Source organism: Gilliamella sp. ESL0232 (assembly GCF_013346885.1).
Classification (GTDB): Bacteria; Pseudomonadota; Gammaproteobacteria; order Enterobacterales; family Orbaceae; genus Gilliamella; species Gilliamella bombi.
Map to the genome: position 1 here is coordinate 299855 of NZ_JAAEDW010000001.1, position 12797 is coordinate 312651.

14 protein-coding genes are annotated in these 12797 nt (G+C 32.1%); 8 read left to right on the forward strand and 6 right to left on the reverse strand.

Going from position 1 to position 12797, the window contains the following annotated elements; genetic code table 11:
• Window positions 1–140: 140 nt before the first annotated feature.
• From GYW75_RS01285 to GYW75_RS01295, 3 genes are all read left to right on the forward strand, one after another.
• Window positions 141–1550 carry an aminotransferase-like domain-containing protein gene (locus GYW75_RS01285; protein ID WP_174798150.1) on the forward strand — a complete coding sequence of 470 codons (1410 nt, stop codon included), beginning with the start codon at window positions 141–143 and terminating at the stop codon, window positions 1548–1550.
• Between the two features lie 491 nt (window positions 1551–2041).
• Window positions 2042–2305, forward strand: coding sequence for a SemiSWEET family transporter (locus tag GYW75_RS01290; RefSeq protein WP_034914233.1), 264 nt, complete (start codon window positions 2042–2044; stop codon window positions 2303–2305).
• A gap of 418 nt (window positions 2306–2723) precedes the next feature.
• On the forward strand, window positions 2724–3077 hold the full coding sequence (locus GYW75_RS01295) for a DUF1161 domain-containing protein (protein ID WP_085164780.1): 354 nt from the start codon (window positions 2724–2726) through the stop codon (window positions 3075–3077).
• 71 nt (window positions 3078–3148) lie between these two features.
• On the opposite strand, the gene asnA is transcribed toward GYW75_RS01295, so the two are convergent.
• On the reverse strand, window positions 3149–4141 hold the full coding sequence (gene asnA / locus GYW75_RS01300) for an aspartate--ammonia ligase (protein ID WP_174798151.1): 993 nt from the start codon (window positions 4139–4141) through the stop codon (window positions 3149–3151).
• A 565-nt stretch (window positions 4142–4706) separates the two neighbouring features.
• On the opposite strand from asnA, the gene GYW75_RS01305 reads away from it, so the two are divergent.
• Window positions 4707–6197 carry a hypothetical protein gene (locus GYW75_RS01305; RefSeq protein ID WP_174798152.1) on the forward strand — a complete coding sequence of 497 codons (1491 nt, stop codon included), beginning with the start codon at window positions 4707–4709 and terminating at the stop codon, window positions 6195–6197.
• Window positions 6198–6947: 750 nt separating this feature from the next.
• Here the strand turns inward: GYW75_RS01305 and GYW75_RS01310 are convergent.
• Together GYW75_RS01310 and crcB are read right to left on the reverse strand one after the other, a co-directional pair.
• Complete coding sequence (locus GYW75_RS01310; RefSeq protein ID WP_065589978.1) at window positions 6948–7346, reverse strand: cell division inhibitor SulA; 399 nt, start codon at window positions 7344–7346, stop codon at window positions 6948–6950.
• A 106-nt stretch (window positions 7347–7452) separates the two neighbouring features.
• The gene (gene crcB / locus GYW75_RS01315) at window positions 7453–7830 is read right to left on the reverse strand and encodes a fluoride efflux transporter CrcB (RefSeq protein WP_085164775.1); all 378 of its coding nucleotides are present in this window, start codon (window positions 7828–7830) and stop codon (window positions 7453–7455) included.
• Between the two features lie 165 nt (window positions 7831–7995).
• Here crcB and GYW75_RS01320 point away from each other — a divergent pair, with 165 nt between their 5' ends.
• On the forward strand, window positions 7996–8604 hold the full coding sequence (locus tag GYW75_RS01320; RefSeq protein ID WP_174798153.1) for a riboflavin synthase subunit alpha: 609 nt from the start codon (window positions 7996–7998) through the stop codon (window positions 8602–8604).
• 383 nt (window positions 8605–8987) lie between these two features.
• Here the strand turns inward: GYW75_RS01320 and comJ are convergent, their stop codons facing one another.
• The 3 genes from comJ to GYW75_RS01335 form a co-directional block, all read right to left on the reverse strand.
• Window positions 8988–9470 (reverse strand): competence protein ComJ, encoded by a 483-nt coding sequence (gene comJ, locus GYW75_RS01325; protein ID WP_085164772.1) that lies wholly within the window; start codon window positions 9468–9470, stop codon window positions 8988–8990.
• Window positions 9471–9793: 323 nt separating this feature from the next.
• A complete protein-coding gene (locus tag GYW75_RS01330; RefSeq protein ID WP_174798154.1) occupies window positions 9794–10228 on the reverse strand; it encodes a hypothetical protein in 435 nt (144 codons plus the stop codon).
• A 78-nt stretch (window positions 10229–10306) separates the two neighbouring features.
• Window positions 10307–10807, reverse strand: a complete 501-nt coding sequence (locus GYW75_RS01335; protein ID WP_174798155.1) for a CPCC family cysteine-rich protein — start codon at window positions 10805–10807, stop codon at window positions 10307–10309.
• Window positions 10808–10938: 131 nt separating this feature from the next.
• Between GYW75_RS01335 and GYW75_RS01340 the strand changes: the two genes are divergently transcribed.
• The 3 genes from GYW75_RS01340 (at window position 10939) to GYW75_RS01350 (ending at window position 12634) form a co-directional block, all read left to right on the forward strand.
• On the forward strand, window positions 10939–11391 hold the full coding sequence (locus GYW75_RS01340) for a hypothetical protein (protein WP_174798156.1): 453 nt from the start codon (window positions 10939–10941) through the stop codon (window positions 11389–11391).
• A gap of 185 nt (window positions 11392–11576) precedes the next feature.
• Window positions 11577–12170: a hypothetical protein gene (locus GYW75_RS01345; protein ID WP_174798157.1), complete on the forward strand. Its 594-nt coding sequence runs from the start codon at window positions 11577–11579 to the stop codon at window positions 12168–12170.
• A gap of 86 nt (window positions 12171–12256) precedes the next feature.
• On the forward strand, window positions 12257–12634 hold the full coding sequence (locus GYW75_RS01350; RefSeq protein WP_085164763.1) for an Imm8 family immunity protein: 378 nt from the start codon (window positions 12257–12259) through the stop codon (window positions 12632–12634).
• The last annotated feature ends 163 nt before the right edge of the window (window positions 12635–12797 follow it).

Sequence of the window (12797 nt, forward strand, 5' to 3'; positions counted from 1 at the left end):
GACGAAACAGCCAATTGGACTATAATAAAGCCATCCAATTTTAGGTTTGTTGGTGTTATTATAAAAATAGTTCAGATAGACTATTGATTTTATTTGATTTTTAATGCATTTTCTAAGAAAACAAGTGTCTAAAATAAAATATGTGGCAAAAACAAAAACTAACCCAATTTGAAGGATCACTTTTTCAACAATTGACTCACTTAATTGAACATTATATTGAGCAAGGAATTTTGATTGCTGGCGAAAAGTTACCTTCAGAAAGGGAGCTAGCTAAAATGTTACAGATTAACCGCTCAACTGTAGTACATGCACTGGAGCTGTTGACTGAACGAAGCATACTACTTCGACGTCGAGGCAGTGGCACTTATGTCAATAATAAAAAATGGGGCGTGCAAACCTATTCATCGATCAATTGGCGTTTACCAGCCCATTTTTATCGAGATAAAAAATCATTTTATCAACAAAAAGTGGCACAAGTGCGTGCGCAACAAGTGCATATTTGCGATCTGGCTAATGGTGATTTGCCAACTAATTTAATTCCCAAACTCCAGCTACCTGATACCTCGTTAAATGAATTGATTATGCATGAAAAAAACAGCGATGCATTACAATTAGGTTTACCATCGCTTAAAGCTCAAATTGCAACTTACATGCAAACTCAGTTTTCTATGCAAGTTGATATTAACGAAATTTTAATTACATCGGGCACGCAACAGTCGTTATTTCTTATTACACAGGGTTTACTTAAGCCAGGAGATGCAGTTGGAATTGAATCTCCTTCCTATTTTTACTCTTTACCTTTGTTTCAGGCTGCTGGATTACGTTTATATGGTATTGAATGTGATAATGAAGGTATTACCCTTGAAAGCCTATCAAATTGCGTACAACAACATCAAATAAAGTGGTTATTTTTGAATCCTATATTTCAAAACCCAATGGGCTTTGTTATGAGTAATAAACGAAAACAGGCAATTGTTGCATTTTGTCGTTCGCAATGTATAGGTATTGTTGAGGATGACGCCTATAGCGGTTTAGCGTTTAAACCAAATTTGCCAGTATTGCCCATAAAAAAATGGGATCAGCATAATCAAGTTATCTATTTAGGATCGCTATCAAAATATATAGGGGGAAATATTCGTATTGGGTGGATGGTGGCACCGCGTAATATTATCAAAAATCTGTCTAATATTCGGCAACACATTGATTCGGGGTTAAGTATATTGCCACAATTATTAGCTCAAGAATATCTACAACATCATCACACTGTCCATCAACAACAGCTACGGCAAACGTTACAAATCAAAGCAGAGCAGTTAATGCATTGGTTGGATTGCTATTTCGGTGGTGAGATTACTTATCAACCTCCACTAGGTGGCTTTCATTTATATGCGCATTTACCTGTAAAAACGGTAGCGCAAGAATTAGCTGTGCTTAATAAACTGTTATCAAAAGGAGTGACGGTATCGCAAGGGGCTGACTTTGGCGATAACTTAGGGACAATTAGATTAAGTTATGGGCATTTTGAACAGCAAATAATCTCAAAAATATGATAAAAACACTTGCTTTTTTAGATAAAATAAAATTGATTTTTTGGTAGTTTAATATTTAATCTTTTTAATAAATATATTAATAATCAATTGATTGCAGAGTTATCAACAGGTTTATTCAGTACTTATTAAGTCATAAAGTGAATAAATACCTTAAGTCCCTTTTTTAATTATCCGCAAATAAACCACACTCAAAAAAGCTCAATAGGCAATTGAGCAAAATATCACCTTTTAACCAATTATTGAAATTAGTTTTTCCTTGTTATTTGCTTTTGTAACGCAATGCAAACAAATGAAAAATTTTTATAACATTATGATTAAATATAAAATAACTTATAAATAACATTAGGGATTAATTAAAAATTGGCTAATTACTTACCTTTTTTTAACTATACTTTACCATTGAACCAAATATGTTAGTTTACTGCCACTATTCTAACTCGTTATAATTACAAGTATCAGGTGAAAACCAGAAACGATATTAGGAGACTATTTTGCATCTTTCATCTAAGGCTTTTCGTATTTTAGGTATTATCGCTACAGTGGCGTCATTAGGGATGTATGTTTCTTATATTCCACAAATCATCGATAATTTGCATGGATTGAAAACAAACCCAATTCAACCATTGGCCGCTTCCATTAACTGCTCGCTATGGGTCTGCTATGGGCTGCTACAAGAAAAGAAAGATTGGCCACTAGCAATTGCTAATTCGCCAGGAGTAATTTTTGGGTTAATTGCTTTTTTTACTGCTCTATAATTTACATAATATCATTATGTAACAAGTAATCAGTTGCTCTTATATTATCGCTTTTTGGGTAGCATTTTTATTGTTTGAGTTCATAGTAAATTTCAACAAGAATTGTAAAAAAAGATTTTTTTTGTTATCAAATTAACTCAAAAATTGTTCAGATTAATATTTAATCATTTAGAAAATTATTTAATAATTAAAATGTTATTGAGTTATTAACAGGTTTGTTAAATACTTATCAAATTGTACAGTGAATAAATCAAGTTAATCGATTTGCTTTAATATTACCGACAAAATGATAGATTTGTTGAAATTTGCAATTATGCTGGCAGATTATTTTTAAGTACATCTTAAAAGAAGATAGACAGACTAATAGATAGTTTTATAATGCATCCAAAAATCAAATAACCGTCAAAAGGGAAAGAAAATGAAAAAATTAATCGGTATATTTTTACTTAGTTTACCCATGTTGGCTGTAGCTTCAAATTGTGATGAAATTAGTGCTAATATTGCTGAAAAAATCAAAAACAACGGTGTTGATCCTTCACAATTTCAGTTAAAACTTGAACCATCTGATAAATCAGAACAACAAATTGAAGGTAAAATTGTTGGTTCATGCGATCGTGGTCAACAACGTATTGTTTATGTTCGTTTGGATGGTTTAGCAACGCAAACACAAACTCAGCCAGCTAATACAAAAGATGAAACTGAAAGCCGTAATGATAAAGCAGAACCATCAATAAACACCCCAACCGAATCAACACCAGTCGAAGGTAAATGACCCGTTAAAAATTAATTATGTAATTTTTGCAGAAAAATAGGGCGTAATGCCCTATATTTATATGTTTGTGACTAGAGCAAATGGCTATAATTTGCTTTAACCTCTTCGTCCCATACACTTGATTGTACTTGACCAATGTGTTTTTGTTGTAAAAGCAACATAACCAAACGCGATTGCCCAATTCCACCACCAATGGTTTGCAACAAATCGCCATTAATTAATGCTTTATGCCAAGCAAGCTCTAAACGATCTTCGTCATTTGTTAGTTTTAATTGACGTTTTAACGTTTCTGGATTGACACGAATCCCCATTGATGAAATTTCAAATGCCCTATGCAAAATTGGATTCCACACTAAAATATCGCCATTTAAGCCATTAGATCCTAAATCGTTTTCACTGCTCCAGTCATCATAATCAGGTGCACGAGCATCGTGCTTTTCATTATTTGATAATTTACCGCCAATACCAATTAAAAACACAGCTCCAAGCTCTTTAGTTATTGCGTTTTCACGCTCTTTTGGGGATAAATTTGGATAGCGTTTTAATAACTGCTCACTATCGATAAAGGTGATAGATTCGGGTAAAAATTGTGAAAGATGATACTGTTGTGAAACAATTTTTTCGGTCGCTTTAATGGCAGCATAAATATTTTCGACCGCTTGTTTTAGATAAGTTAAATTGCGATCTTCTGGACGAATTACTTTTTCCCAATCCCACTGATCAACATAAACTGAGTGAATTGGCGAAAGTTGCTCCTCGTCTGGGCGTAATGCTTTCATATTAGTGTAGATTCCTTCGCCAACTTTGAAATGGTGATCGCTCAAGATTTTACGTTTCCATTTAGCTAGTGAATGTACCACTTCATATTGTGCATTAGGTATTGCTTTTACCTTAACTTGCACTGCGTGCTCAGTACCTGAAAGGTTATCTTGAATACCATCGCCAACTTTACTTAGTAACGGAGCTTGCACTTCGATAAGTGATAAACGCTCGGCAAGTTGCTCAGCAAAAAATTGCTTAACAAAGCTAATTTGCTGTTGCTGCTCTTTAAATGATATCGTCATGTTTACGCTCTAATCATTTATTTAATTTTCAGTGTATCAGTAAAGTAAACTAGATGAGTGAATTTTGCAAGATGAAGATAGAAAGGTAAAGCATTGACTTGTTTAAATTGAATAAACGTTTGATTTTGCTAAAAAATAAAATTTAAAAACTTCAATAAAATCAATTGTCTACCTGAGCGATTTTAGAACAAAACATACTTATAGCGCCATAAGGTTAATATGCTTGTCTTATCACAACATCAAAATGCATGATCACTAAGTTAGGTTAACACGCCAAACTGGCGGTTTTGTGTTTTGGCGGTTAGTAGTGATATTAAGTTTTAAAAATAAAAAGTTAATTTATTATAAACTTAACATTATATTTTGCTAAAAAATTGACTTATTGCTAAAGCTGAATCATTTCTATCTTTACATTTCTTTACAAAAAAGTAAGCTCAAGAACTAGCCAACTATTTTTTTAACGGCTATACTTCCATCGATTTAGGAAAACAAGCTTATTTAACAAGCTAATAAATATAAAACAAAACAATAACAATAAAACAATGTACTTGATGGATGAATCGTAATGCAATATCATTTTTGCCACAAGACTTGGCAAGCCTATGTCTTAAATTTATCGAATAATTTTATTCGGCGAGTGTTTGCTCAAAACTTATTTATATCTCTGAAATTATCTACAAAATCATTTTTAAAAATTCAATTGGTACTGGCGCCGTTGTTGTTACTGCCGTATTCATTGGAATCGCAGGCATTATCGGCCACTACATCGAATACCATTCAAGGCACTGCACCCTATTTAACGCTTGATGATGGTGTCACTAAAGAGACTAATATAGATGGCTTATTAGCTATTAAGTTATCAGACGGTCGAACATTTACACCACAAAATAATCCCTCATCACCGGCAGCACCAATTAAGGTACCTGTAGAGTATACTTGGGGTAATATTAATATAATAGTTCCGCCATTAAGTGAGTACTTCCATATGAATGACTTGGTGGCACAAGGTAAATTGCGTGATGATGATGGAGATCCTATAGAGACAAATGGGGGTATCCTTCTGTCTATCTTTGATAAAAATGGTCGATGGATTAATAGTGATCGTAATAATAATAGTAGGTTAACGATATGTAATGCACCTTATGCGGTGAGATTAGAGAGTCCAGAGGTTTATTTATTTACTATGTATGGTGACCCATATTATAGTAAACTCGAAGGAGGTACAGTAACGTATTACATTAGTCCAAATACCGTCCCTCAAATCTGTTCTGTAAAGCCAAATCTCGTTGGTGGTCTGGATGGTCTAGGTGACATATGGAATTATAGGGACGGATTTTTCGTTCAATCAACTAATCCTGATTTATACAACCTAAATTTCCCGACCACGGGTGCGCACAATTTATATTTTGATTTACTCATAGGAGGAGTAGATGAAAGTCAGTTGACTTGGTCGCCAGTTACACACGGGGGGATCACAGCGACAGTAACGAAAGAAGTGGTTACTAATGGGGGGGGTGAAAAAGTTGTAACGCGCGTTAAGTTGACAGGGCCAGCGGCAAGTGATAGTCAAAAAGAGTCAGATAGTCCAGGTCTAATTGCCGTGCCAAATTTACCACAGGTATTTGAATTAGAGGGTCGAGATAGTAGTGGTAATGTAGTAGTGAAATATGGATTTAAGTTAAAGCAGTGGTTTGTTGCACGAGGAAACAAGTTAGGGACATTTTCTGAGCAAGAATCTTGGTGTAATAGCATAGGTTATCGTCTGCCTCGGATAAGCGATTTAACTAATGCGAAATGTGGTATAGATGATCGTTTCCCATGTGTAGAAGACATAAATGGCGCTACTCCTTTATCAATAGGTAATTATCCTCAGAGACGAATAGGCGCTGGTTTATTTACCGAGTGGGGCGCACTGATTGGTGGATATACCGATGCTGATTTCGGATTCCCGCATTGGACGAGTGATATAATGGGAAGTAATCCGTTTCTTGTATACGAAGGCACGGTTACTGGATCTTATGGGTTTTATGATGCTTCTGCTATTTGCACGTTTTAGTGGTTAGTTCAGTTTTAAAGCACAGGGATATTTATGGCGTTAATCAAGAACAATCTAGCCAAGAACTAAGCCGCTGCTCAATGGAGCATCGGCTGGCAAAACCAGTTGGCCTTAAGCTTTAATAACTTAAAACCAAAAAACGCCCCGACTAATAAGATTTAAAAATTTGCGCTTTTGTTATTAACCAGTTGTTATTAAACGACTGTTATTAAATAATAAAAGCGCTTTTCTTGAAAAATAAAGCCACAATAATAAAAAAGAATACAATCTATAACGCATTGATTTTAATTAAAAACATAGATTGGACTATGAAAGCAAATAGTCTGATTATTCTTTATTAACTACCTTATTATTAACGTATCAAACTCAAATTAAAGTAACACATCTTTGGAAAATAACCGTTTTAGGCGTAGTACAACAGAATACTTTAAAATGGCTGATTGTAGTAGCAAGGCAAAAAATTTTAATTACTAAGTAAATTCTATTTGCCAAAAAAATCGTTATTGTAGATTAATTACCCATGACGGCGATTGGAAAGGTTTCTCGAAAAAAACTGTGTCAATTGCTATTATAAATTACTATTATTAACAACTATCAAAAAAAGCTGAACATTGCTAAATGCTCAGCCCTGATTTTTTATACATCAAATACTTAACTTAATTTTTATAGTGGTATATTAGTTTATTAAACATTTTAGATTTGCTTTCTAAAATTAAAAAATATGCTTTTATTTAAATAATATGTTTGTTTTTAATGATATTGGATAGATTGTTCACTTTGCTCATCGTGTACTAAAAGTAGACAAGTATCACTTAATGATACGGCTTTTTGTAAACGTGCTTTGTCTTGTTCATTAAGGTTATTGATACAAGCAACTATATAGCTACAGGTTTTGTATTGTAAGACTTTTTCAATGGTTGATACTAGGTCTTCATTATTTAAATTTGCTAGATGAATCACTTTGTGTTTATCTAACCCTGCAGTATTAACCCATGAACGTTTTAACATTGGTCGGTCAGAAAGCCATAATTGCCATTTTTTAGCTTTATTAAGTGATTTTAATAAAGGGCGTTGTTGTTGTAATACTTGTTGAAAAGGGGACTCAAAATTAATAGCCATAAGTTGTTGTGTAGAATGTTCAATAAGCATAATAACCTCTGTACTGTTTTTCTATACAGTGTATATTAATACAGTATTTTAAGGTTGTAAACTCTATTTATGATTATTTTTTATGTGATTTATTAATTGAGTTATTTTAAGAACGCAAATATTGATACGATAAAATACCTAAATATGTCATTAAAACTGAACCAATTACATGAATCAATATTGTTGCTAAACCCCAATATATTCGACCGTCTTGTAAAAAGTTAACCACCTCGGCAGAAAAGCTTGAAAAAGTTGATAAGCCACCACAAAAACCTGTTATTACCAATAACCGCCATTCAGCAGAAAGGTTAGAGTGATTAAAAAAGGCAATTGCAAAGCCAATAATATAGCCAGCAACTAAATTAGATAGCAATGTACCTAGTGGAATAGTAAAAGCAATAACATTGAGTTTAAGTGATAAGAACCAACGCATTAATCCCCCCGCTACTGAACCGACAGAAATGGCTAAAATCAGTTTTAACATAATGATATATCCTTGACTATACTTTGAAATATGAATTTGTTATCGCTATAGATACTAAGTGATCGGAAAATATATAAAACGATCATACCAGTAGAAAATAGAAATAGGAAATCCTAATCAGATTGAGATAGAATATTCAATATTAAGAAAATTTGAGGTATATCTATGTTTACAGGCATTGTTCAAGGCGTTGGTCAGATTATTGATATTGTTGATCAAAATAAATTAAGAACATATAAAGTTAAATTACCGCATCAATTAACTAATAAAATTGAAATAGGGGCGTCGATTGCCAATGATGGATGTTGCTTAACAGTAACGAGGGTCGATAAAGATATCGTGTCGTTTGATATTATGGAAGAAACCCTTGCATTAACGACATTGGGTGATAAAAAAATCGATGATTTTGTGAATATTGAGCGTAGCGCTAAATATGGTGATGAAATTGGTGGTCATGTGATGTCAGGGCATATATCTTGCACTGCAACTATTGTTGATATTCAAAAAACTGCCACAAATTGTGAGATGACGTTACAATTGCCGAAAGAATTTATGAAATATGTATTATATAAGGGCTTTATTGGCATTGATGGTGCAAGCCTAACAATTGGGCAGGTAAAAGAAGATCGTTTTGCTATTCATTTAATCCCTGAAACGTTAGCTATTACCACGTTAGACGCTAAAAAAGTCGGAGATAAAGTTAATATCGAAATTGATTCCCAAACTCAAGCCATTGTTGATACAGTTGAACGGGTATTGGCAGCAAAAAATTGATAATATTTAATTTTGATTCTCGATTAATTTGAGAAAAATATTATTAGATTATTATCGAGTAACTGGTTTATTTTAATTAAGTATTTTCGTTAGTTTAACCTGAAATCAATGGTCTACCTGAATGTTTTATTAAAATAGGTAATAATCTTTTATAACGTTTGGAGACCTTTGATTAGTAGTTAAGGTATATCGACAATTTAATACCAACAAAATTTAATTTTATACTTGAATACTGTTTATATTTAAATGCTTTTTTTACTTAAACATATAGTTACCTGAAAGTTTTTGACAAGATTTTTAACATTTCCACCACAGACAAAAACAATTTAGTTCTTGTTGGTTTATTTTTATGCTTTGATTAGTGTTAATTAGGTTGAAGATGGTTATACTTTACCCGATTGGAGTATTTTTCCTTTTTTGCCACCCCATTGGTCATCAATAATGTAGTGAGCTGTGATTGGTACAAGTGCAGGTATAAAGGTAAATTTATAAAAAACTTCATCACCTTCGCAGATTTCATAATACAGTGAATATAATGGTGCATCTAATTGTAGGTTAATAGTAAATTTTTCTGTGGCAGAGGCAACCTCAATCGTATTTTTGGGATGTGTGTAAAAGGGAACAACAATGCATCGTTGGGTTTGGTTATCCATTGTAAAACTATCTGATAAGGTTAAAAAAACGTTTGCACCGAAAACATCATCAGGTAATGGGTCAAAAATGACATAATCCTTATGAATAACTGCACCTTGTGCAATATTTTGTTTACCCCATTGCGATAATTCTTCACTGTATGGTCTAGATCTGACTAAAATTTGACTATGAGATATTAATAAATCTACAACCTGTTGTTTGTTTTTCTCCATCAGAGATATTCCTTTACATACCATAAAATCATCAAATTAAATGTAGGAAATTGCCAGATTGTTAATATCAAATTATAAAAATAATTCGCAAATAATAATGTATAAGGCATTTACTTAAAATTGCTTTATGTGGTTTAACCATTTTGTAAAAATTAATAAGCCATCTAGGCTTTTGTTTTCTATTTTTCTTTTGGATTTTTGAATATTGGCTGATTATGCCATATCTTTGTTAAAGCATATATTACTTTTTCGGGTTTCTCATTTATTTTAGCCTCATGTGTTATTTGGCGTTATTTGTATGGGTAAAAACAATATAATAAATCTTATTTAGTTAAAATAAGATTTATTGGGTTATTTAATTCAATCACTATTTTGAAATCGGCACTTGATTCCACTATAAGAAAGTGATTTGGCAATTCAGTTGCATTAATGAATGGGTTTGATGTTTCGAAATAGATCACCCATTTTAAATCATCTTTAGGCGTTAAGTAGGCAATAAACCCTTCTGAACCATAACTTCCTTCACCTAAAAAGCATTGATTACCATTAGTTATGGTAATTTTTTTTGTGATATCTATATTAGTGATATTATCAGGATCTTTATCCAAAAAAAGATTAAGGTTGAATTGTTTCCCTTTTTTAATTAACAATTGGGGATAAAACTGGGCTGAAAGGGATATCGATTCACCAGTAGAAAAGTAAATCCCGTCTTTTATAGGTAATGTTTGTTTATTCCATAACGCTAATATTTTTGTCATCTAAGCACTCTTTTATATGTTAATCTCCAAAAGCGTGGTTAATTTATTGCATAATCAAACCTAGATTTGATGCAAGTATTATAAATGTCTATTAGCTAATTTATACGAAATATTTGTTAACGTAGCTTTTTGTTTGTCGAATATTGCTTTATATTTGCTTAATGTTGAGTGATTAACTGCACTATAATGGTTTAGTTCATTATTTTGTGTGCCGTCATCTTCCCAATAGCATAATGGACAAACATCGTATTGTCCTTGATGAGTTAAGGTTAAATAATGGCAACAAGGGCATGCATGCAAGATATCTTCGTCCCCTATAATGGTAATAGGTTCACGGTATAAAGCACTAATATATTGTTTTAAATATTGATTAGAATAGCCTTTCAATTTAATGCCAACAAAATAGCCTAATAAAAATTGCTCAATGGCATCATCATAAATATTGTTATATGCTAAAGGTTGGCCTTCTTTATCAAGATAATTTGCAAAGAGTATATTTTCAATATCCTGTTTTGTGGATTGTGTAATCATTTCGATAGCTAACAGTGTTAAAGCAAGTTTTCGGCTGAGTGTTTTCATTGGGTTAATGTAAATAATGAAATGATAAATCGTCTAATTTATCAGATATATAGTTTTGTTACTATCTGGCTTTTTATTTTATGCTTATGATAAATGAAAAACAGGGACAATAAAAAGATAGAATGTTAAATATGGGAAAATTAAATATTGATCTTATTGATATTATTAACAATGGTGGCTTTTTGAAGTGCCTTTCTGCTTTAGCGAAAGATGCTTTTTTTCGACATTGCCGAATAGAAACAATGAAATCAGCCATTTTGTACACGGCTAAAATCGGGCTTTTTGATATAGAAGTAGGTCTTGATAAAAAAGAACATAGTGGCTATGAACTCATTAATTTATCTGAAGATAACCATGAAGTTAGTGGTATCGCTATCCATGATACTTATGGAATAATGAAAACAAATTTTAATGCTTTATTATCAGCTAATATTATCCAATTATTGCCTGAGCATACAGTAAACCATATAGATAATATAGAACAAATTGAAATCCACTTCTGTAGTGGAAGCACTATAATTTATCAGCAAGCTGACTTATCGCCTGCGGTAATATCCAATACATTAAAGGGCGTCATTTTTTGAATTGGAATAATGTGTGATTTGTTTATCGTCATCAATTACTATATGATTATTATTGATTATATAAGGAAAAAATAGAGATAACATTTCAAAAGAAGATCTCAAAATTTAATCAATTAAAATTGAGTCACATGAAAAAAAAGAAATGTTGCCCTTGATCTGTTGCGATACCCAAAAGGTAATAAAAAATGAATTCTATCGATATTATAAAAAGCTATTTGGCAGGCTCGCTTTCTCCACAGGATTTTCAAAAAGAACTTTATTATAATAAGGATATTGAAGATCTTCTATCTGAAGAGAATCAAATTCCCCCCTATACCAGCAGATATAAAAACGCATTTTTATATCTTATTGAAATTGATATTTTATTGCCATCAGGTGAACTCGATAGTAAAGATTTACTTTCAAAGTTTCTCGCTAAAAGAAATATTAACTTCTCGTTAAATAATGAACATAAAAAAAAGTATGATCTATTTATGAAAATTCAGCCAAGTTGGTTAAATTTAACTGAACCATACTTTAATTTAATCATGAATAAACATCGGGATAAAGTTGGAGTTGAATTAGAAAGAGCGTTAAAATTAGAAATTAAGAAAGATTTTAAGTTTTTAAAAAATAGACCTAAATGGCTTCAATCCCCAAACTGGCCAACCGTAGATAACAAACCGTTAATTTTTATAGGTCAATTAGATATAACCCAAATTAGCCATGATATATCCTATTTATATATATTTTTAGATGAAAAGAAAAATACATATATGACTTTTGAGCAATCAACATAAACAATAACTAACTGGCAACACGGCGATATGATTTAATAATAATTCTATCGGGTTGCCATAACTAGCAAAATCTCAAGCGATATATCATGAATAAATTAAAAATTAGGCAACAAAAATTTGAAGTGAAACATTACTGGTCCCCAGATATACATGATCCTTGGCGATGGAAGCCAGAAGACAATGCAGTATTTTACTTATTAGAAATGAATATTGGTATTACAGGAAAGGATGAAACAGATATTTATTCAATTATTATTGCCACTCCAGAAGGGATAATGAATTTAAATAACGATAGAATGCAACAACCTAAATTATATAAAATGTTGTTACTATACCAATACGATTGGAATAAGGTTAGACGCACAATAGATCAGCAGCTTGCTTTGATAAATCCCACTGATGAAATACAAGCCTTGGATAAATTAGCCAGTAGTTTTTATTGGGAATATGATGGTATGAAATAACCCTAAAAAAATATGCTAATTATGAATATGTGGTGATGAGTAATTAGCACAATTTATTAAGTGATCCTTTATAGCGGTTTGAGTAAAAATAGTTCGGTTGAGACTGAGCCTAATGGGAACGTGCAAACTAAAACCAGCATTCATGTGGATTGCAAAAGTGAAG